General features: G+C 55.4%; 18 protein-coding genes and 1 pseudogene. 11 read left to right on the forward strand and 8 right to left on the reverse strand.

Annotated elements, in window-relative coordinates:
- Window positions 1-44 precede the first annotated feature (44 nt).
- Complete coding sequence (locus tag G461_RS26475) at window positions 45-173, forward strand: hypothetical protein (RefSeq protein ID WP_281171845.1); 129 nt, start codon at window positions 45-47, stop codon at window positions 171-173.
- A 70-nt stretch (window positions 174-243) separates the two neighbouring features.
- On the opposite strand, the gene G461_RS0102535 is transcribed toward G461_RS26475, so the two are convergent.
- The gene (locus G461_RS0102535; protein ID WP_026970651.1) at window positions 244-1,137 is read right to left on the reverse strand and encodes a LysR family transcriptional regulator; all 894 of its coding nucleotides are present in this window, start codon (window positions 1,135-1,137) and stop codon (window positions 244-246) included.
- Window positions 1,138-1,209: 72 nt separating this feature from the next.
- Here G461_RS0102535 and G461_RS0102540 point away from each other — a divergent pair, with 72 nt between their 5' ends.
- From G461_RS0102540 to G461_RS0102555, 4 genes are all read left to right on the forward strand, one after another.
- Window positions 1,210-2,403 carry an MFS transporter gene (locus G461_RS0102540; RefSeq protein WP_026970652.1) on the forward strand — a complete coding sequence of 398 codons (1,194 nt, stop codon included), beginning with the start codon at window positions 1,210-1,212 and terminating at the stop codon, window positions 2,401-2,403.
- A gap of 94 nt (window positions 2,404-2,497) precedes the next feature.
- Window positions 2,498-2,755, forward strand: coding sequence for a GrxA family glutaredoxin (locus tag G461_RS0102545; RefSeq protein ID WP_026957534.1), 258 nt, complete (start codon window positions 2,498-2,500; stop codon window positions 2,753-2,755).
- Window positions 2,756-3,003: 248 nt separating this feature from the next.
- Window positions 3,004-3,198 (forward strand): DUF4250 domain-containing protein, encoded by a 195-nt coding sequence (locus G461_RS0102550; RefSeq protein WP_026957535.1) that lies wholly within the window; start codon window positions 3,004-3,006, stop codon window positions 3,196-3,198.
- 407 nt (window positions 3,199-3,605) lie between these two features.
- Complete coding sequence (locus G461_RS0102555) at window positions 3,606-4,559, forward strand: porin (RefSeq protein ID WP_026970653.1); 954 nt, start codon at window positions 3,606-3,608, stop codon at window positions 4,557-4,559.
- A 74-nt stretch (window positions 4,560-4,633) separates the two neighbouring features.
- Here the strand turns inward: G461_RS0102555 and argA are convergent, their stop codons facing one another.
- Window positions 4,634-5,953, reverse strand: a complete 1,320-nt coding sequence (gene argA / locus G461_RS0102560; protein ID WP_035479024.1) for an amino-acid N-acetyltransferase — start codon at window positions 5,951-5,953, stop codon at window positions 4,634-4,636.
- Window positions 5,954-6,249: 296 nt separating this feature from the next.
- On the opposite strand from argA, the gene G461_RS25335 reads away from it, so the two are divergent.
- Both G461_RS25335 and G461_RS0102570 read left to right on the forward strand, forming a co-directional pair.
- Entirely contained in the window at window positions 6,250-6,837 is a 588-nt protein-coding gene (locus G461_RS25335) for a TetR/AcrR family transcriptional regulator (protein ID WP_026970655.1), read from the forward strand.
- A 46-nt stretch (window positions 6,838-6,883) separates the two neighbouring features.
- Window positions 6,884-7,708 (forward strand): HDOD domain-containing protein, encoded by an 825-nt coding sequence (locus G461_RS0102570; RefSeq protein WP_026970656.1) that lies wholly within the window; start codon window positions 6,884-6,886, stop codon window positions 7,706-7,708.
- On the opposite strand, the gene G461_RS0102575 is transcribed toward G461_RS0102570, so the two are convergent.
- The 5 genes and pseudogenes from G461_RS0102575 to G461_RS0102595 form a co-directional block, all read right to left on the reverse strand.
- Window positions 7,705-10,815 carry an efflux RND transporter permease subunit gene (locus G461_RS0102575; RefSeq protein WP_035479026.1) on the reverse strand — a complete coding sequence of 1,037 codons (3,111 nt, stop codon included), beginning with the start codon at window positions 10,813-10,815 and terminating at the stop codon, window positions 7,705-7,707. The genes G461_RS0102570 and G461_RS0102575 overlap by 4 nt on opposite strands.
- The gene (locus G461_RS23070) at window positions 10,815-11,978 is read right to left on the reverse strand and encodes an efflux RND transporter periplasmic adaptor subunit (RefSeq protein WP_035479029.1); all 1,164 of its coding nucleotides are present in this window, start codon (window positions 11,976-11,978) and stop codon (window positions 10,815-10,817) included. Before G461_RS23070 ends, G461_RS0102575 begins: the two co-directional genes overlap by 1 nt.
- On the reverse strand, window positions 11,971-12,705 hold the full coding sequence (locus G461_RS26590) for a TolC family protein (RefSeq protein ID WP_281171992.1): 735 nt from the start codon (window positions 12,703-12,705) through the stop codon (window positions 11,971-11,973). Before G461_RS26590 ends, G461_RS23070 begins: the two co-directional genes overlap by 8 nt.
- 3 nt (window positions 12,706-12,708) lie before the next feature.
- Window positions 12,709-13,425, reverse strand: a pseudogene (locus G461_RS26330) (TolC family protein); the annotation flags it as partial.
- A gap of 105 nt (window positions 13,426-13,530) precedes the next feature.
- Complete coding sequence (locus G461_RS0102595) at window positions 13,531-14,250, reverse strand: glutamine amidotransferase-related protein (protein ID WP_026970660.1); 720 nt, start codon at window positions 14,248-14,250, stop codon at window positions 13,531-13,533.
- Between the two features lie 261 nt (window positions 14,251-14,511).
- Here G461_RS0102595 and G461_RS0102600 point away from each other — a divergent pair, with 261 nt between their 5' ends.
- From G461_RS0102600 to G461_RS0102615, 4 genes are all read left to right on the forward strand, one after another.
- Window positions 14,512-15,153 carry a TetR/AcrR family transcriptional regulator gene (locus G461_RS0102600; protein ID WP_051333317.1) on the forward strand — a complete coding sequence of 214 codons (642 nt, stop codon included), beginning with the start codon at window positions 14,512-14,514 and terminating at the stop codon, window positions 15,151-15,153.
- Window positions 15,150-16,490, forward strand: coding sequence for an efflux RND transporter periplasmic adaptor subunit (locus tag G461_RS0102605; protein WP_211236237.1), 1,341 nt, complete (start codon window positions 15,150-15,152; stop codon window positions 16,488-16,490). Before G461_RS0102600 ends, G461_RS0102605 begins: the two co-directional genes overlap by 4 nt.
- A complete protein-coding gene (locus tag G461_RS0102610; protein WP_026970663.1) occupies window positions 16,487-19,603 on the forward strand; it encodes an efflux RND transporter permease subunit in 3,117 nt (1,038 codons plus the stop codon). The genes G461_RS0102605 and G461_RS0102610 overlap by 4 nt, the downstream gene beginning before the upstream one ends.
- A gap of 133 nt (window positions 19,604-19,736) precedes the next feature.
- Window positions 19,737-21,212 (forward strand): aldehyde dehydrogenase, encoded by a 1,476-nt coding sequence (locus G461_RS0102615; protein WP_026970664.1) that lies wholly within the window; start codon window positions 19,737-19,739, stop codon window positions 21,210-21,212.
- On the opposite strand, the gene G461_RS23080 is transcribed toward G461_RS0102615, so the two are convergent.
- Window positions 21,205-21,411, reverse strand: coding sequence for a hypothetical protein (locus G461_RS23080; RefSeq protein ID WP_035476479.1), 207 nt, complete (start codon window positions 21,409-21,411; stop codon window positions 21,205-21,207). The two genes, G461_RS0102615 and G461_RS23080, sit on opposite strands and share 8 nt — an antisense overlap.
- Between the last annotated feature and the right edge of the window lie 16 nt (window positions 21,412-21,427).

Here is a 21,427-nt window from a genome sequence, read left to right on the forward strand (position 1 = left end):
AACAAGCAGAGATTGCTTCCTGCTGCACAGATAAGGAGATTATTATGAGTCAAGAAGAACAGCCGACAATGCGTTGTTACGCAACTGGTAAGGGCTTTTTTGTTCGCCTACCCATCACCAATGACGAGTTAGACGTAGAAGAGAAAGACAACGAAGCTGAAGCTTGCGAGTAGCCCCCTCAGTTACTACTTGAAGCTCACTGTTTTTGCTCAGAGTACCGCCTGCAATCGCAGGCGGTTTTGTTTATATAGGCTTAAACATCCCGTCACAATGTTGGCGCAGCGCCAGCAAAAAGCTCTTCACCAAGGGGTTTTCTAGATGATGGTTGGGGTAATAGGCCATCAATGCCCGTGTTTCAGAGCGCAACTGGGGCATAATCGCTTGTAAGCGTGCCTGCTGCAGATCGCGTTGGATAGCCTCTTCGGAGATGAGGATGATCCCCATGCCCTGGATGGCGGCTTCAATAATCCCTGCGGGTGATTCGCACACCACCTGAGGCTGCTGATTAAGCAAGGTACCATCACTGAGCATGACACCGCCGTTGTCGAGCTGCCCTTTGGCCAGCAATATCGGAAGCTGTTGCAGTTGATTCACGTCCTCTATCGGCCCGTGGCGCTGAATAAACTCGGGACTGGCATAGAGCCTCACTGAGTAATCAAACAATCGGGCGGCCTTAAAGCTGGCGCTTTGCCAATCTTCCAACTCCTTAATCACGGTCAGATCGACCGATAAGTCGGGCGCATCGTTGGGCTCCACATCCAGCAGTTTGACCTGAACCTGTGGGTGTTGCTCGAGAAATCCCCGCAGTGCCGGAACCAATATCAGCTTGGTGGTGACCGAAGTGGCACCGATAGTCAGTAAGCCTTTCAAGCCTTGGCTTTGGTCATTCAAGCTGTCCTTGAGTTGGCGAAACTGCTGTAGCCACTGTTTACTGTGTTTGTAGAAATGCTCGCCGCGTTCGGTTACGCGGATCCGGCGGGTACTGCGGATCAGTAGCTGGCAACCGAGCTGCTGTTCCAGCCAGTTGATGCGTTTGCTGCAGGCGGAAGTGGTCAGGCCGAGCCGCTCCGCTGTTTTCACAAAGCTCTGCTGCTCAACCAGCTCGATATAGGTATCGACCGCGTTATACCAATCCATGTTTCCCCTTAAGAAATAATAATTTTCTTTAGTGCCTGATTATCAGAATACCGCAAAGCGATAGAATGGGGTATGAATAAGAATCTGTTGCCTCTCGTCTTTTCCATCGCGTTTATTGCGGGCTCACAGCTGACCAATAGTTTATTGGGGCCGGCGCTGCCGGTGATGGCTGAATTTTATGCGGTTGCTGAACACCAAGTGCAGCAGCTGGTGGTCAATTTCATGCTTGGCTTGGGCTTCTCCCAACTAATTTATGGGCCGCTGGCGGATGCCTATGGCCGTCGTCGCGCATTCTGGTTGGGGCAGTCTATCTTTTTACTGGGAAACCTTATCGGCTTACTCGGTATCGGTTCGCTGCAACTGTTGAGCTTAGGGGTATTTGTTCAAGGACTGGGTGCGGGCAGTAATCAGATCCTAGCGCGCTGTCTGTTGAGCGATAGCTATCGGGGAAGCCGATTAAGCAACAGTTTTGCCTTATTGGGCATGGCCGCCTCAGTAGTGCCGGTGATTGCGCCGCTTGCCGGTGGCTTTATCACCGCACATTTCGGCTGGCAGGCGCTGTTTGCCGTGGTGGGGCTGAGCTGCTTTAGCTTGCTGGTGATTGCCGGCTTGTGGCTTCCAGAAACCCACACCGCAGCCGATGGCCAGCTCAAATTAAGGCCGGTACTTAGCCAGTATCAGAAGCTACTGAGTGAGGCTCCCTTTATCCGCTATTCCAGTTTCGCCTGGATATCCAGCGTGGGATTGATGTACATGATTACCTCGGTGCCCTTCGTGCTTCAGCATGACTTTGGCTTGGGGGTGGAGCTGTCGGGCGCGCTGATGATGATTCCGGCGGTGGGTCTGGCATTGGGCGGGGCTGTGAACCGGCGCTTACTGGGGCCATTGGGCGAGCTGAAAACCTTATTACTGGCAGCAAGCGTGCCGGTGAGTGCTGCGCTGATCCTGCTTTTGGCCGGGGATTTACTGGCGTGGGTACTGATTGCAATGATTGCGATTAGCTTGAGTGTTGGCATGATCTACCCCATCTCCCAGACCGGCTTGTTTAGCCATTATCATCGTCAGGCCGGCACCGCGTCGGCTTTAATGGGCTGTCTGCAGATGTCGATCACCGCGTCGGTGATTGGTGGCGTGCACCGAATGATAGAGCCGTCCGTGCACGGTATGACCTTGGTATTTGGCTTGATGGGTCTGGCGGTATTCGCTGTTATATCCATGGCAGCCAAGCTGCAAGCGGGGCCAGTTCTTAGTGGCGGCACCGACTGATAGCTGATGGCTATCGAAGCTAATGAAAATAACAATTTGGGGAAGTGGGGCTTAGCAAGTAAAGTACTAGCAACGTTATCCAAGGAGTTACATCATGTTTGCAGTTATTTTTGGTCGTCCAGGTTGTCCTTATTGTGTACGCGCTAAGCAGATCGCCGAGCAGCTTTCTGAAGCCAACGAAGACTACAAGTTCCGCTATGTGGATATCCACGCCGAAGGTATCAGCAAGGCTGATCTAGAAAAAACCGTAGGCAAGCCAGTAGAAACTGTTCCTCAGATCTTTGTTGATGAGAAGCACGTGGGCGGCTGCACCGAGTTTGAAGCGCTGATGCGTGAGAAGTTCGACTTCTAAGACTCCTTAGTCAAAACCATCCTCCATTTATAAGCCCGGTATCAATCGGGCTTTTTTGTGCGCGCTGAGCGCGAAATACTAGGCTTCAGAGTCAAACAGTGAACTTGGGCACAGATAAAGCAGTAAAGCTAGGTCTACAGTTTAGCGAGTAGTCTCAAAGCAGCTTTTCCTTGATACCCAATAATCTTGGCTAAGCTGATCGTCTCAATCGCTATTAATAATTGTGCCGAGCTAGCTAAGGGGGCCTTATGGACGCGAGTTATGTGCTGAACCTTGAAGCAAGCATCTTGCTTGGGATCGTCAACGAGAAGCTGCGTTTGGAGTGTCATAGTCTGGAAGACTTGGCTTTGACCTTTGGGGTGGAACAGAGCCTGTTATCACGCCGGCTGGAAACCATTGGCTATCACTATGATGTGATTTCCAATCAGTTTAAGGCGATCTAAGATCTTAACCTGCTACCTATTTAGGACTAAGGCAGGCTTAGTTAACTAATGCCTGCCTTGGTATTCGCTGTATCATTTTACTGACGTTGGACTGTTCGGCGTGCTGCGCAGTGTCACCTACCTTTCTCTATCCCCTTCATATTGTTACTGAAATATCTTCTGTCATCATTTTGTCATAGTCTCGGGCTATGTTTTGGCACATCTTTGCAACATTCCTTCCTATTTAGCTTCAAGTCAAAAGCGTAAAGATTTCTTTATAGTGCTTAATTATTAGTTGTTTAGCGTTTGACGTAAAAGTTCCCCTGTCACCTAGATTTCATGTTGATGACATGTAAATGTCACATGGCGCGAATAGCATGACTTGCGTCACATTCCAATTGACTGAAACAGTGTTAAGGACAAACATAATGAAAAAGTTAAGTGTTATTGCTCTGGCAATCGCAGCTGCTACTACTGGCGGCGTAAATGCAGCTTCTGTATACGATGATGGCACTACTAGCCTGAAAATCGGTGGTCGTGTTGAGCCTCGCATGAAGTTCCAAGACCGTAACGACGAAGACAAGTCTAACTTCTCTGATGAGAGCCGTTTCCGTGTTGCTTTCTCTGGTAAGACTCAAATCACCGACAGCCTGACTGGTATCGGTCACTACCAAATGGAAATCAAAGACGGCAGCGATCAGACTGTTAAGACTAAAGAGCTGTACGCTGGTCTGGGTACCGCTATCGGTTCTTTCACCTACGGTCAACAAGATGGTGCGTTCACTCCTATCGCTGACATCTCTGATATCGCGTCTTACCACTCTGGTAACCACATCGGTATCATCGACGGTAACGGTGACGAGATCCAAAACACCCTGACTTACGCTGGTGATTTCGACGCGCTGGCTGTAACTGCTCACTACACCATGAACTCTGACAAAGACACTGACGGCTACGGTCTGTCTGCTGTTTACGGTTTCGACTTCGGTCTTGACCTGGGTCTGGGTTACATGGGTAACGACCTGGGCCGCGGTGCTGGCTCTGCTGACGCGTTCACTTTCGGTGCGGGTTACTCAATCGAGAACTTCTACATCGGCGGCGTATACGTAACTGGTGAAGGTGCAGACGGCGACAAAGACACTGATTTCGATGCATACGAAATCTCTGCTCAATACAAGTTCGGTAAAGCTCGCGTAGTTGGTGTTTATGCTTACCAGCAAAACGACCCAACTGGCGCTGCTAAGTACGACGAGACCGACCAGTTCGCTCTTGAACTACGTTACGACTTCAACAAAGCCTTCCGTGTAGTTGGTTCTTACGTATTCGAGCAAATCGATGGCGGCGAAGATCAACTAGTACTGGGTGCTCGCTACAACTTCTAAGTTGTTGCAAACCACTGCCTAGAAAAAAGGTCGCCATCGGCGACCTTTTTTATGCTCGCATTATTACCAACGAGCTAAATGTCCATCAACAAGATCTTAGAGCGGCGCTGCAGGTTATACATCGCTTGCTTCTCTTGTGGCAGCTGATCCAGTTCAGCCGGGGCAAAGCCTCGCTCGCGGAACCAGTGAATGCTCTTGGTGGTTAGCACAAACAGCCGCTGTAGCCCTTGTACTTTGGCTTTACGAATAATCGTTCTCAACAACACATCACCACGGCTTGCCTGACGATAGTGGGGGTGAGAGACCAAACATGCCAGCTCGCCAATATTGTCTTCGCGAAAGCTATATAGCGCCGCACAGCCGATGATCATCCCATCCCGCTCGACGATGGTGAAGCGATCGATCTCCATCTCCAGCTGGTCGCGGGAGCGCCTGACCAACACGCCTTGTTCTTCCAAGGGGCGGATCAACTCGATAATGCCATTGATATCTTCCAGGTTGGCGTCGCGTACCCGCTCGTAGCTATGCTGCACCAACTGGGTGCCGCTACCGTCGCGGGTATAGAGCTCTTGTAGCAGCGCGCCATCACGCTCGTAGCTAACCAAGTGGCAGCGATCGACTCCTCGCTCACAGCAGTCTAAGGCCGAGCGCAAAAAGCGCTGGGAATCTTCGCCGTTTTTCTCACAATGGGCCAGTTGGCGGGCTTGCTCTGGCAGCAGCTCACTGAGTAGCTTGCCTTGCTCATCGTATAAGCCGCTGTGAGGGCCGAAGTAGATGACCTTGTCGGCTTTGAGTGCGACCGCGACTTCGCTGGCAATGTCCTCGGTGGAGATGTTAAACAGCTCGCCAGTGACGGATACTGCTAGCGGCGATAGCATCACGATCTGGCCCTGTTCAAGCTGGGCCTGCAAGGCTTGGTGGTTAATCCGGCGTACCTTGCCAGTGTGTTGAAAGTCCACTCCGTTGTCGACACCGATCGGCTGCGACACCACGAAGTTGCCACGGATAACGCTGATATCGGCTTGATGAAGCGGCGAGTTAACCAGGCCCATGGAAAGCTGGGCTTCGATATCGATCTGGATCTCACCAACCGCCTGTTTGATCAGCTTGAGGGTGTGGATATCGGTGATGCGCTGCTGCTGATAGAACTCGCAGTGAAGGTTCTGTTCTTCCAGTTTCTGTGAAATCTGCGGTCTTGCTCCGCAAACCAAGATCAATTTCACTCCCAAGGTTTTTAAAAGCGCGATATCTTGAATGATATTAGTGAAATTACTAGAATTTATCGCTTCGCCGCTGAGCATCAACACAAAGGTCTTACCGCGGTGAGCGTTAATATAGGGTGCTGACTGGCGAAACCAGCTCACCAGATCGTCTGTTTGACTTCTAGAGCTCATCTTCCTGAATCGTTGTGTTGTTGTTTTGCGTAATTATGCACTTATTTGGCTGCATTGTTGCGCGAAGTAGCGAACTTGTCGAGTAAAAAAGATCGTTGCCTGCTGAGTGAAATTTATACAATTTGCGAAAACCTCACCAATATATAAAATTTTAAGGAACCAGTTGTTGCTGTAGTTGGTCGAAGTGGCTATGTTGTCGCTGTGATAAATATTTGAGGTAAAGTATGACGGCATTTCCTGTTCCGCCGCACTTAGCCTTGCGGAAGGAGCCGAGCCAAGCCCGTACCCGCAGGTTATTGGACAAAATTTTAGATACCACCGCAGTCCTGATCGAAGAGAAGGGCCTGTCGGCGGTGAACACCAATCTGATTGCTGAGCGCGCCGATATCGATATCGCGTCGCTCTACCGTTTCTTTAAAAACAAAGAGTCGATCTTCTTTGCTGTCGCCCGCCGTTGGTACGACAAAGTACAGATGTCGGTGGAAGAAGCGGTGGTAGCCGAGCAAGCGTTTAGCATTGTCAGTTTCAACCGGGTTATCCACCACGAGGTACGGGCGCTCCCCGATACTTACGTATTGCTGGTGCAGATGACTGAACTGTTCTCTAAAGACGCAGATTTCGCCGATCTGGAAGCGTGGCACCGTGAGCGCCTTGAAGAGATCATCGAGAAAGTGATGCGCGACAGTGGCTGCGACTGGGATACCAGCAAGCTGCACGAAGGGGCTCGCTACATCTACGACTTCATGCGCGCCTTCTTGGTGAGTTCGCTGAGCAAGACCGCCAGTGAACATCAACGTTCGTTTGCCTGGCATGAATTGATGATGCAGCAGCTGGATCACATCATTCATCAGGATGCTCCTCGCAACGTTGCACTGATTGCCTAGATCGCATTTACTGTAAGGGAGTTCTTCACGGAAGAAGGATACCCTTGTGGATCTGCAAATTTTATTCACCCGCGCTAAGGCCTTGCCGGTAATGCCTGCCATCATGCAGGAACTGCTATCGTCGCTCGATAGTGACCTCCTCGAGTTACCGGAACTTGCTAGCAAACTTGCTAAAGATCAGGTGCTTAGTGCTAATGTCCTGAAGATGGCCAACTCCGCGGCCTTCCGTGGCCAGAGCCAACTAGACTCCATCGATGCTGCCGTGATCCGCTTAGGTCTAAGCCGAGTGCGATCTCTGGTAGTGGCCGCCAGCCTGAGTACCGTGAACCCCGGCCAACACTTCAATCACCAACAGTACTGGGAGCAGGCAATGTACGTTGCACTGCTGAGCCAGACCTTGGCGGAGTTCTGCGATGCCAGCCCAGATGTCGCCTTTACCTGCGGTATGTTGCATAGCATTGGCGAGTTGATGATCGTCAGCGCAGCGCCCGAACAAGCGGGCTTGATTGAGCTGAGTATGGAGCAGGGCGAGACCCGGGTGGTCGCCCAACGGCAAGTGCTGGGGTTGGATTACTCGGAGATTGGCGGAGAGCTGGCGAAGCGCTGGCAGTTTGCGCCAGTGATTGTCTCGGCCATCGAGCAGCAATTAAACCCTCTGGGCCACAAGCCGGTATCGACCTACGCAGTGCTGATCCGCTTAGCGATCTTCGTACACCACGCCTTGGTTGCCGGGGTAGCACCGAACTTGCTGGTGAATAACCTACCTGCGAGTTTGTGCAATCAGATCGAGCTGCAAACCGATGGCTTGAGTGATGCCTTAGCCAGTGTCGGCGAAAAGGTGAAAGAGAGCCTCAGTGGCACACCAGCCTAAGCGGGCTTTAGCTTAGCAAACAAAGCCTTGGCATCTTCCAGCAATAGGTAGTTGACCGGTACCAGCAACAAGGTAATCAAGGTGGCGAACAAGATGCCAAAGCCCAAAGATACCGCCATCGGTATCAAGAACTGTGCTTGGGTGCTTTTTTCAAAGATCAGCGGCATCAATCCGGCAAAGGTGGTCAGCGAGGTGAGCATCACCGCCCGAAAACGAGCGCTGCCTGCTTGGCTCACTGCTTGTTGCAGGGCTACACCTTGCGCACGCTGCCGATTCACGTAGTCCACCAACACCAAGCTGTCGTTCACCACCACACCCACTAAGGCCAGCATACCCATCATGCTCATAATGCTGAGCGACATCCCCATCAACATATGGCCGAGAATCGCACCGATGCAGCCAAAGGGGATCACTGACATAACGATCAGCGGCTGCCAATAGCTGCGAAAGGGTATCGCCAGCAGGCTATAGACCACAAATAGCACGAAGATCAGCCCCAGTTGCAGGCTACCGAAAGACTCGCGCTGCTCCTTGGCTTCCCCTTCCAGTGAGAAACTTACTTGTGGAAACGCCTGCTGTTGTTGGCCTAGCCAAGTAACCAGCTCTTGCTTAATCGATTCGATATTGGCGCTTTGCTTGTCCAGATCGGCACGGATATTTTGGGTGCGTTGGCGATCCAAGCGATTAATGGTGAGCGGGCTTTGCGAGGGAATCAGTGCGGCAACCTGGCTAAACGGTACGTCGCCGCCCTCGCTGGTGCGGATCAGTAAGCTGTTCAGATTTGCCAGCGAGCGGCGCTGCTCGGCGGGGTAACGCAGGTAGACCCGCAAGTCCTCGCGGCCGCGTTGGATACGCTGTACCTGATAGCCATAAAAGGCACTGCGCACCTGCGAGGTGAGGCTGCTCAGGCTTAAGCCGAGCGCTTCGCCCATTGGTGTTAGGGTGAGCTGCAGCTCTCGCTTGCCCTTGCTCAGGCTGTCTTCGATGTCGAATACCGTTGGGAACTCCGCCAGCTTAAGTTTGACCTGCTCGGCAAAGCGCGCCATGGCGGCAAAATCATTGCTGGCTAGCTGCACATCCAAGGGCGATCCGCCGCGGCCGATCTCAGCCCGAAAACTCAGACTCTCCACCCCCGGCAACGGGCCGATCAGCTCACGCCATTGCTGTACCAGTTGCTGGCTGGTGATCGGGTTAGCGCGGGTCTCCGGCGGCTCAATCTCAAACACCACGCGGCCCCGATGGGTTTCCGCACTGCCGCTACCGCCCCCTGAGCCGGTGGTGGCCAAAATATTCAGGATTACGCTCTCGCCCGTGTCGGGGTCTTGATGGCGCTGCTGCAGCTGTTGGGCAGCGTGTAAGATCCGCTGCACGTAGTCATCGGTCAGTTCAAAGCTGGTGCCTGCGGGCATCACCAAGGAGGCGCGCGCGGTCTCGCTGGGGATACGCGGGAAGAACACAAAGCGCACCCAACCAGAGGTAGCCAAGGTGGTGACAATCAACAGGATTGCCAGCGCCATTGATAGCGTCAGGTAGCGGCGATGAAGGCAGAAATCCAAGCTAGGCCGATACACCTTCGAGATAAATCGCTCCAAGCCGTTGGCGATGCCTTGTTGGATACGGGCAAGGCGACCGGGCTGGGGGTTAATCCGCACATGGCGTAGGTGGGCGGGCAGGATCAACTTGGATTCGACCAAGGAGAACAGCAGTACCGGGATCACCACCAATGGGATCTGCGAGAAAATCTTGCCCCTGACCCCTTCAATCATCATCAGCGGAATAAATGCCGCGATGGTGGTGAGCACCCCAAAGGTCACTGGCACGGCCACCTCTTGGGTGCCTTTAATCGCGGCTTCAAGTGGCGGCTCGCCGCGATTTAGCCGTGAGTAGACGTTCTCGCCGGTGACGATGGCATCATCCACAACGATACCCAGCACCATAATAAAGGCAAATAGCGAGATGATGTTGAGGGTGACGCCAAGCTGGGGCATTAGGATAAGGCCACCCATAAAGCTCAGCGGGATCCCTAGGCAGACCCATAGCGCAACCGCCGGGCGCAGAAACAGTGCCAGCAGCAGAATCACCAGCAGGCAGCCTTGTATTGCCGAGTTTTTTAGGGTGTTGAGGCGGGCCTTCACAATCTTGGAACGATCCCGCCAGTAGGCCAGCTCAATGCCTTGTGGTAGCTGGCCTTGCTTGACTACGATGTAGTCTTTGACCGCATTGGCCACCTCGATGGCACTTTGCTGGCCGACCCGATACACCTCCAATAAGATCGCTGGCTCGCCATTAAAGCGGGTGTTGATGGGGTCTTCCTCAAAGCCATCCTTGATGGTGGCGATATCGCCCAAGCGCACCCGGCTGCCGCCTTGGTCGCTGACTACCAATAACTGCGCGAAGTCTTCGCCGGTATAGGCCTGTCCTTTGGTGCGCAGCATGATCTCGCCTTCGCGGGTGCGCAGCGAGCCCGCGGAAAGCTCCAATGAGCCTTGTTGCAATTGATTAGCCAGCTGCTCCATCTGCAGGCCGTACTCGCGCAGGGTCGCCTCGTCGACCTCAATGGAGATCTCATAGTCGGCGACGCCATCGAGTTCCACTTGAGTGATCTGCGGAAGCTGTTGCAGTTCGTCGCGCACCTGCTCGGCCAGTTGGCGTAGCTGCCAGTCTTCCAATGCGCCGTAGATGGCCAGGCTGATGGTTTCCCGTTGTCGCTGGGTCAGGCTCACCACCGGGCGCTCGGCGTCACCGGGGAAGGTAGAGATGGCATCGACCCGAGACTTAATATCGGCCATCAGGTCGCGGGTATCGTAGCTTGGGTAGATCTCGGCGCTGACTCGGGCGGCGCCCTCGCGGGATACCGAGCTGAGCTGCTTGATGCCTTCTAAATCGCTGATCGCCTCTTCGATGCGGATCGCTAGGCCTTTCTCGGCTTCTTCTGGGCTGGCACCCGGTAGGGCAATACTCACGTTGACCTGATCGAGCTCAAACTCCGGGAACACCTCCAGTGGCAGGCGGGTTTGCACCGAGAACCAACCACCAATCAGGATCAATACCATCAGCAGGTTAGCGGCAACCGGGTTGCGGGTGAACCATGCGATCAGGCCATGCATTAGTTAGCCCTCAACTGGGCGCGGCTGCCCTCAAGCACTTGTCCCAATGGGGTGGTTACCAGCTGATCGCCGGCTTGCAGTTCGCCGCGTACCACATAGTGCTCGGGGTCTTGCCAGAGCAATGCTACTTTGCGGTAACTGACCTGGCCATCGTGGAATACCAACACCTGCTGATTGGGATAGAGGCTGGTGTGGGGGATGATATACACCTCCTCGAGTTGCTTGCCGTATATCTGCGCTTCGACAAACTGGCCCAGCTTCAAGCTGGGCTGCTGACTAAACGCGGGGCCATAGGGATCATCGATCTGCGCCAGCACATACAGCTGGCGTGAACGGCTGTCTAATACGGCTTCGCTGCGTACCAGCGTGGCTGGCCACTGAAATTGCTGCTCACCTAGGCGGGCGATAATCTCCACCTTGGCCGGCTCGCTGGCATGCGTCTGCGCGCGGAACTGCTCGGGGATGGTAACCTGTTGCTGTTGTTCGAGGCTTAGCGGCAAGCGCACCTCGAGGTAGTCCACCGCAAAGCTGCTGGCTAGCGCTTCGCCGCGGTTCACGTATTGATTGAGCTCGACCTGCTTGTCGAGAACTCGGCCAGCAAAGGGGGCGCGGATCTCGGTGCGCTGCAGGTCGCGTTCTGCCTGTGCCAGACGCGCCTTGGCGGAGGCCACTGCCGCTTGTTGCGCGGCTTGTTGGGGTTTTCTTAACACCAGCGCGTTGGCTGGCTGCTGATCGCCCAGCCGTTGCCAATCTCGCTCGGCTTGGGCGGCGCGGGCCTGCTCTTCGGCCAGAGCCAGCTGCTGTTGGCTTAGCTCGGAGCGGGCGATGGTGACCGCGTTTTGATAATCCGCCGGGTCGATGCGTGCCAGTAACTCGCCTTGCTCAAAGTAACTGCCCTCGCGGAAGTTTTCCGACAAGTAGGTGATGGTCCCGGCCACTTCGGCGGTTAGGGTGAGTTGGGTATGAGCCTGAACATTACCATAGCTGGTGAGCATCAGCTGGTAGCTCTGCGACTCGAGGGTTTGCACATCCACCAGTAGGCTGGGTTTCTCTGGCTCACTGCGGCGTTGGGCTTGTGGGCTTTGCTGCTGTAGGTATTGGCTTATCCAATAGGCCGCCAGCAGTATCAGTATCGGCAGGGCAATGCGCCACAGCTTAGCCATTGTTTGTCTCCTCTGTGGCAGGGAATGGAGTCTCTAAATCAGGTAATGCCCCATCTGGTAATGAATCGGGGCGAAGCGGCAGCGATGTCTCGAGGCCACCGCCCAGCGCTTGATAGAGCTGCAAGCGGTTCTGCACTTGCTGGTTGAGCGCGCTTAAGGCGGCACTGCGCGCATCAAAGGCGCGGCGCTGTGACTCCAACACCGTGATGTAGTTGACCAAACCTAGCTGGTAGTTTTCAAAGGCCAAACCGGCAGCCAACTCCGAATCGCGGGCGGCGGCATCCAGCAGCTGGCCACTGCTTTGCAACAACGGCTCCTTGCTCAGCGCCTGCTCCACCTCGGCAAAGCTATTGAGTACAGCCTGCTGATAGGCTTGATCAAGGCTGGCGGCCAAGGCTTGCTCAGCCTGCTGCTGGCTTTGTAGGGCTCCAGCATCGAATAGCGGTGCGGTAATACCGGCGAACAGGCTCCAAAGCAGCGACTCGCCATCTAACAGCTCGCCGAGCTGCTCGCTTTGGCTGCCGCCGCTAGCTGTTAGTCGCAGGCTGGGGAAGCGCTCGCGGTAGGCGGCAAATACCCGTTTATCGGCGGCGGCCAGGCGAAAACTGGCAGCCCGCAGGTCGTGGCGGCGCTGCAGTAGCTCAGAGGGGATCCCGGCGGGGAGTGGGGCCAGCGGAACCCCTAGCTCGCCTTCTGCCAGGATCTTACCAGACGGGTAGCGGCCCAAGCTTAGCTCTAAATTAAGCTGAGCCTGTAGCTGCTGTTCTTGGCGTTGATTGAGTTGGCTGCGCACCGCATTAAGGTCGGCCCGCGCCAGATAAACATCGAGCGCTTCGCGTAGGCCGCTGCGATAACCAGCCTCGATAATCTCCAGATTGCCCTGTTGGTTAGTAATACGCTGCTCGATTAACTGATACTGAAGCTGGGCTTCCAGCAGCTCGAACCACTGGGCTATCACCGTAACCGCGAGTTCCAGTTGGCTTTGCTGCCACAGCTCCAATTGCACTCGAGCATCGAACACCGCGGCTTAGGTGCGTGCTTCGAGCTTACCGAGCCAATCGAGCTCCCAGCTTACATCCAGCCCCAAACGGAACTGTTCAGTACTGCTGTCACGATCGCCACTGCTGGCGGCGGAGAGATAGGCATCGATCTGTGGCCAACGCTGGGCATGTTGCTGCTGGATTAGGTAGAGCTGGCGGTCCAGCAGTAGGGCCTGTTCTGTGACACTGGGGTTGTTGACTAGCGCCTCGGTGACCAGCTGCTGCAGCTGTACACTGAGTTGGCTCTCAAAGCGCTGTTCGACGAAGTTGCCTAGCTGATGCTCGCTGCTCCAGTTTTCTTGCAGTGGAGGGTTAGGTTGGCTGGGAAGCGGCGCTTGAGCGCTACAAGCGAGTAGCGCCAGGGAGCTTGTGAGTGTTAGAGCAAAACAACGCCACTGCTTTGTCACCGGTTTGCCTTCACCTTGGTCGAGTCCTTGAGTATTAAAATCTAACCCGCTCAGATAGATATGTCACCTAAGCGTTGTGTTAATAGCTAATACGCAAGTACTGGCTTAGTGGTTTTCTGCGAGAACAAACAGCTCCAGTATCCAGCGAAATACCAAGGCATCATCCAGCTCCAGAGCCAAGCTGTGCTGCGCCTGCTGGAAGTGGGTTGCGCTGAGGATATCCTCGCGTTTATCGATCAGGGCCTTGGCATAGCCCTTGGCAAACTCCGGGTGGCCTTGTACGCAGAACACCTGCTCGCCAACCTGATACATAAACAGCGGACAAAACTCGCTGCGCGCTAATAAGGTGGCCTCATTAGGCAGTTGCTGGACTTGGTCTTGATGGCTCACCAACAGATGAAAGGGCCGAGTCGACTCGGCCTTGCTGGCCCAGCTGGGCGCTTGTATCAGCTCGGTGGTGGCGCAGCCCAAGCCCCAGCCTTTGTCTGAGTTTGCCGTGACGCCGCCCAGTGCTCGCGCCAGCAGTTGGTGGCCAAAGCAGATCCCGGCCAGTTTCTGACCCTGTTGGTAGGCTTGTTGGCACCATGCGACTAACTCCACAATCCACGGCTCGTCGTCGTGGGCATTGTGGCGGCTGCCGGTAATCAAGTAGCCAGCGTAGCCCGTTAGTGGCGGTAGCTGGCCGTCGATGGCCTGAAACACCTCAAAGGTGAGAGTAGAGTTTTGCGCGCGTAGATGCTCGATAAACATTTCATAATACTCGCCATATTCCGCAGCCAGTGCCGGGTCGACGTAATCGCAGTTGAGGATTGCCAGAGTGCGCATGGTGTTACTATCCTTGGTTGAGCAGCTTACTAGGGTGTTAATTATACTATGTCACCTATAGCCAATTATTGGCAATTTCCGGCTTCATTGTTAAGTATTCACCGACTTTTAATGGGAAAACTCGCGTCGAGTTGCGCAAGAAATTAATCAATTGTTTAATTCTGCATGAATTTCTCCGCTCAACTTTTACCCAGAGCCTGACGTAAGATATTAAACATGTGATTAATTTACTTGAGTGATTGCTTGGTTATGGCCGATGCGATGGGGAGTAGCAGGCGCGCCGGAAGGCCTGCTGGCGGTGACAGCGACGCACGGCAGACGCTGATTGATAGTGCGCGGCGGCTGATGGTACGGCTGCCTTACGATAAGGTGTCGACCCGCATGATTGCCGAGCGAGCCGGGGTCAACGTGGCGATGATCCGCTACTACTTTGGCAACAAAGCCGGCTTGTTTGAGGCGATGTTGGAAGACACCCTGGCGCCCATGCAGGAAGGCATGCGCCGGGTGCTGAACCAGCAACAAGCCTTCAACTTCACCGATATGATGCGCACCTATTATCACACCATGATCCCGCAGCCGGAGTTTCCCCGGATGATTGCGCGCTTGATGGATAGCCCAGAGGATGACCCGGCGCGGCAGATGTTGTTCAAGCATATGGACCAGTTCTTGGTCCCGATGAAGCAGATGGCCATGCGTCATATTCCTAATCTGCGTGATGGCGTCGATCCGCAATTAGCCAAGTTCAGCTGCATGAGCCTAATGATCTTCCCATTTTTGATGCCAACTACGGCCTATAAAAAAAATGGCATCGAACGTAATGAACAGTTCCTGATGCAACTTCTCGAGCACAATCTGCGCTTACTCGAGCACGGCATGCTAACCCCTTTACAAGAGAATTCATGATGAGCCTGCGAAAACGCCTACTATTTATTCCCGCCTGTCTGCTCGGTGTCGCTATCTTGGTGCTGGCCATCAAGACCCGGCCATCTCCTGAGCTGAATCCCGCCGCCAGTCAAGAGCGGGTGGTGGAGGTGCTTGCGCTCAGCCGCCAGCCAATGGCCCCGCTGGCCACGGGCTTTGGCCGGGTCACCCCCAAGCTAGAGTGGCAGAGTATTGCCGAGGTGAGCGGCCGGGTTGTATACAAATCCTCATTACTGGAACGGGGCCGAGTGGTGCCAGCGGGCAGTTTGCTGGTGAGAATTGACCCACTTGATTATCAATTGGTATTGGCGCAAGCCGAGGCGGATCTGCGCTCAGCGCAGGCTCAGCTGAATAAGCTGGATCAGCAAGAGAGCAGCCTGCGTAGTCAACTACAGATCGAGCAGCAGCGTTTGAACATCAGTCGTCAGGAGTTGGCGCGTAAGCAAGACCTGCGCGAGCGTGGACTGATCTCTCAATCGGAGGTCGATATCGAGCAGCAAGCTGCCTTAGCCAGCCAGCGCTCCGTTGAAGATTTAGAAAATGAGCTGTTTGTACTGCCGGATGAGCGCAAGGTGTCCGAGGCGCAGGTCAACGTCAATGAATCGCGGGTGAACGAGGCGCAGCGCTCGCTCGCCCGCACCGAGATCTACCTACCCTTCGATGCTCGAATCGCCGAGGTGGATGTGGAGCAGGATCAGGTGGTGAACCTCCAGCAGGTGATGTTGCGCGCCCATGGACTGGATGTGGTGGAGATCGACGCCCAGATTGCCTTGCACGATTACAGCAACTTGGTTGCCAGCTTCAGCCCCGAGCAATTAACTGACCCCGATCGCCTGGAGCTGGGTGCGACAGTGTTTTTGAATAGCGGCGAGCGGCGCTATAACTGGCCAGCCAGCGTGTCTAGGATCAGCGATAGCGTGAGCCTCAATCAGGCAACTACCGGTATTATCGTGGATGTGGAGCTGCCCACGCAGCAGCTCAACCCAGAGCGCCAGCCGACGCTGGTGAATGGCATGTTTGTGGAAGTGCAGTTTGAAGGGATGGCTCAGCCGCATTGGTTGGTGCCCGAGTCCGCATTGCACGGTGAGCGGATCTATCTGATGGAACAGGGCCTGCTCAAGGTGGTCGCTGTTGAGGTACTGTTCCGCCGTGATGGCATGGCGGCTGTCGCCAGCGTCGAGCCCGCCGAGTTGTACGAGGGTGCCTTACTGGTACTGACCGACCTGCTTCCAGCGGTGGAAGGGATGGCGCTGCGCGCTCTTGATACCGATAGCACAGAGTCAGACCGCGCTGTGCCAGCAGAGGAGCAAGCCCTGTGATCCGCTACTTCTCACGCCACCCCACTGCGGCCAACCTGATGATGTTGGCGTTGATCTTGGTGGGGCTAGTCGCCCTGCCCAAGCTAAAACGGGAAACCTTTCCTGAGTTTGCTCCGCCCTATGTGATTGCGTCGGTGGTCTATCCGGGGGCGTCGCCGCAAGAAGTGGAAGAGAGCATCTGCCTGCGCATGGAAGATGCGGTTGATGGCTTGGCAAATATCGTCGAGACCCGCTGTGAAGCGGTGGAAGGCAGCGCCTCGCTGATTCTCAAGTTAACCAATGAGGACGTGGTGCAGCGGATGCTGGTGGATGTGCAAACCCAGATTAACGCGATCAACGACTTCCCCGCTGAGATCGAATCACCGATTGTGCGCGAGCTGGACTGGAACGAGCCGGTGGTAGACGTGGCCATCCGCGCCGATATGCCGCTGCCGCAGCTCAAAGCCTATGCCGAATCGCTCAAGCGCGAGCTTAAGATCGATTATGGGGTGTCACTGGTCGAAGTCAGCGGCTTCTCCGACCATCAACTGCGGGTTGAGCTGGATATGGCCGGCTTGCGCCAGCTCGGGCTGAGTGTTGCCGACGTGGCCAATCAGCTGGCCAATCAGAATATCCGCCTGCCCAGTGGCAACTTGGAAACCCCTGAGCGTAACTTCTTGTTAAGGGTGGATGGCCAAAAGGTCACCCCGGAAACGCTAGCACAGACCATTATCGGCGCCGATAGCGATGGCGCGGTGCTGCGATTGGGCGACATCGCGCGGATTACCGATCGCTTCGAGCTGGACGAGCAAAAGCTCATATTTGATGGCGAGCCAGCGGCGATGCTGCGGATCAGCAAGAACAAGGCCGACGATGCGCTGCGGATTAAAGAGCGGGTCGCCGATTTTGTCTATGCCACCAATGAGGCCGCGCCAGCGGGCGTCACCTTGAGCATGACCAACGATATGTCGTCGTTGCTGTGGGATCGTCTGACCATGATGGTGCGCAACGGCTGGCAGGGCATCCTGCTGGTGTTCGCGGTGATGTGGCTGTTCTTCTCCTTCCGCTACTCGTTTTGGGTGGCGGCGGGTCTGCCGGTGGCCTTTTTGGGCAGCATGTATCTGATGTCGGCTTTTGGGCTGTCGATCAACATCATGTCGCTGGTGGCGCTGCTGATGGCCATCGGCATCATGATGGATGATGCGATTGTTATCTCCGAATCCATCGCCTCACATATCGACCGGGGGCAAGAGGTTAAACAGGCGGTCTACAACGGGGTGAAGAAGGTATTGCCCGGGGTTATCTCTTCCTACCTGACCACGGTGTGCATCTTTGGCAGCCTGATCTTCCTGGAAGGGGAGATGGGGGCAGTGCTGAAAGTGGTGCCGATGGTGCTGATCTTGGTGCTCAGCCTGAGTCTGGTGGAAGCCTTTTTGATTCTGCCCAACCACCTGCGCCATAGCCTGGAGAAGCACCGTGAAGACAAGCAGGCGCAGGCCTGGAAGCGGGCCTTTCTAGCGCGCTTTGAAGGCTTTCGTAACAATCAGCTGGTTGCTGCGGTGAGCTGGGCGGTGCGCTGGCGCTATCTGTTCGTTGGCGCTGTACTGGGGCTGATGTTGGCCTCGGTGGCGCTGCTAGCCGGCGGCGCGCTTAAGTTTGTGGGCTTCCCAGAGCTGGATGGCGATATTTTGGAGGCGCGGATTATCATGCCACCGGGATCTAGCCTGTCGCAGACCGAAGCGGTGGCAGCCCAGATTGTCGCGGCTGCGCAAGTGATCGATGCCGAGTGGAGCGAAGCCAAAGAGGGTGGCGAGCCCTTGGTGCTCAATATCACCGAGCAGTATAACTTTAACGCCGATGCCGATGAGTCTGGCCCGCATGTGGCCACGGTGCGTCTGGACTTGCGCAGTGCCGAGCAGCGCTCTACCCGGCTAGACGATTTGATTGAGGCTTGGCAGCAACAAACCGGTGAGCTGGCCGCGCCGGTGTCGGTGGTGTTTAAGCAGCCAGCGATGGGGCCGGGTGGCAAGGATATCGAGATCCGCATGCAGCATGACGATCTGGACATCCTCAAACAGGCGTCAGTGCAGACCCAGCAATTCTTGGCGGGCTTCGATGGGGTCAGTGGGGTGCTCGACGATATGCGCTTGGGCAAGCCGGAGATCAGCATCAGCCTGCGCCCGGGGGCGGAGAGCTTTGGAGTGAGCGGCCAGATGGTGGCAGCCCAGCTGCGCGCCGCCTATTACGGGCAAACTGCCGATGAGATCCAGCTGGGGCCGGAGAACATAAAAATCCAGGTGATGCTGGATAAGCGCCAATCCGGCGACTTGGCCAATCTGGCCAGCTTTCCGATTATCCTCGCCGATGGCAGTCAGCTGCCCTTGGGCACGGTGGCGCAGCTGGAGCATCAGCGTAACTACGTGCGGATCCAGCGGATTAACGGGCTGCGTACCTTAACGGTATCGGCCGACCTTAAGCAGAGCGTGATCAGCTCCAATGAGCTGCTTAGCCAGTTCCGAGCAGAGCTAATGCCTGAGCTGCATAAGCAGTATCCGGGGCTGCGTTTTAACTTTGAAGGCGCAGCCAAAGACACCTCGGAGACCGGCTCGTCCATGGCCAGTGGCTTCTTGCTGGGGATTTTTGGGGTGTTCGTGATTCTTAGCTACCAGTTCCGCAGCTACCTGGAGCCGTTTGTGGTGTTGCTGGCGATACCGCTGGCCTTTATCGGTGTGCTGTGGGGCCACTTCCTGCTTGGCTACCCGATGAGCATGCCGAGTATGATGGGCTTTGTGTCGCTGGCCGGGGTGGTGGTTAATGACTCGATCTTGCTGGTGCAATACATTCGCTACCACCTCGATGAGGGTGAGGATATCTACTCCTCGGTGGTGCAGGCTAGCCGCGAGCGCTTCCGGGCGGTATTCCTGACCTCGATTACCACCGCTGCCGGTCTGCTGCCGTTGATGCTGGAAACCAGCCTGCAGGCGCAGGTGATTAAGCCCTTGGTGATCTCGATTGTGTTCGGCATCTTTGCCTCGACCTTGCTGGTACTGTTTATGATCCCCGCCGCCTACGCGATCTTGGGCGACTTTGGACTGGTTAAACGTCACGGCAAGCTGAGTGACGAGGGGCACTAGCTAACGGTTTTCGGCCCTATCAGCAATACGGCCAAGTTGAAAAATGTTCACTATACTGGTTCGATAGCAACAGTTTTCGCTGAATACTGGAACATTTGTTCAGTATTTTATAACAGCAAGCCAAGGAGGGCCCATGACCGACAGTTCGCATAGCCAGCAATTGGAATTCCCCACCCAAGCCTTTATCAACGGCGAATTTGTTGACGCCATCGACGGGCGCCGTTTTGCCTCAATCAACCCGGCCACCGAGGCCTTGCTGGCCGAGGTGGCTCAATGTGATGCAGCCGATGTAGAGCTGGCGGTGAGCGCTGCCCGCGCCGCCTTTGAGCAGCGCGTGTGGGCCGGACTGGCTCCTGCTGAGCGTAAAGCTGCGCTGCTCAAGTTTGCCGACGCCATCGAGCAGCAGCGTGACCAGCTTGCCTTGTTGGAATGTCTGGATATGGGCAAGCCACTGGCCGATGCGCTGGGCTACGATGCGCCTGCTACCGCCCGCTGTGTGCGTTGGAACGCCGAGGCCATCGATAAGGTCTACGACGAGGTCGCCCCGGTGGGTGATGGCGCGTTGGCGCTGGTCACCCGCGAAGCCTTGGGCGTGGTTGCGGCGATTGTGCCATGGAACTTTCCCTCGGTGATGGCGGCTTGGAAGCTGGCCCCGGCCCTAGCCACCGGTAACTCGGTGATTCTCAAACCCTCAGAAAAATCCCCGCTCACTGCGCTCTATCTGGCCAAGTTGTGGCAGCAGTGTGAACTGCCCGCTGGGGTGTTTAATGTGCTGCCAGGCTTTGGCCATGAAGTGGGTAAAGCGCTGGCGCTACATCCAGATGTGGACTGCTTAACCTTCACCGGCTCCACCGCGACCGGCAAGCAGTTGATGGTCTACGCCGGGCAATCCAACCTTAAACGGGTATTCAGTGAATGTGGCGGCAAGAGCCCGAATATCGTGTTTGCTGATGCCGATCTGGACAAAGCAGCAGCCTCGGCAGTGGGGGCGATCTTCTACAACCAGGGAGAGGTGTGCACTGCTGGCTCACGTCTGCTGGTGGAGCGCTCGGTTCATCAAGCCTTGCTAGACAAGATGCTGGCGCAGTTGGATGGGTGGCAGCCGGGCGATCCGCAGTCGCTCGCTACCCGCATGGGAGCGATGGTGGACAAAGCCCAACTGGAGCGGGTGCTTGAGTATATCGAGAGTGGCAAACAACAAGGCGCTAAGCTCGTATGCGGCGGTGAAGCGGTACAGATCGATAGCAAGGGCTACTTCCTACAACCCACTATCTTCGATGGGGTGAGCCCTGAGATGCAGGTCTGGCAGGAGGAGATCTTCGGGCCGGTGCTTAGTGTGGTGTGTTTCGACACTGCCGACGAGGCCATCGCGCTAGCTAACGACAGCGTTTATGGGCTGGCTGCAGGGGTGTGGTCGAGCAATGTAAACACGGCGATTCAGTGCTCGCGGCAGCTGCGGGCGGGTACCGTGTTCGTCAACAACTGGGATGGTGGCGATATGACTATGCCTTTTGGTGGCTTCAAGCAAAGCGGCAACGGGCGCGATAAGTCCTTGCACGCGCTGGAAAAATACACCGAGCTCAAATCCACTTGGATCGAGCTTACTTAAGGTCCGGGTCGTCAATGGCGGGCCGGGTTGCCCGCTTTTTACAAAACTTCTCGATAATAAACTGCTGATCACGTGGGTTTAAATCAAAACGAAAGGCCACGTCATTGAGCGAGCGGATGTCGTCGCAGTGATGGTCGCTGATGTAGCGGATCGCCTTACACAACTGGGATCCCGGGGAGAAAAACTCTGAGCTAATCATAGTCGGTCCTCGGTCG

The sequence above is a fragment of the Aliagarivorans marinus DSM 23064 genome, assembly GCF_000429485.1.
Classification (GTDB): Bacteria; Pseudomonadota; Gammaproteobacteria; order Enterobacterales; family Celerinatantimonadaceae; genus Aliagarivorans; species Aliagarivorans marinus.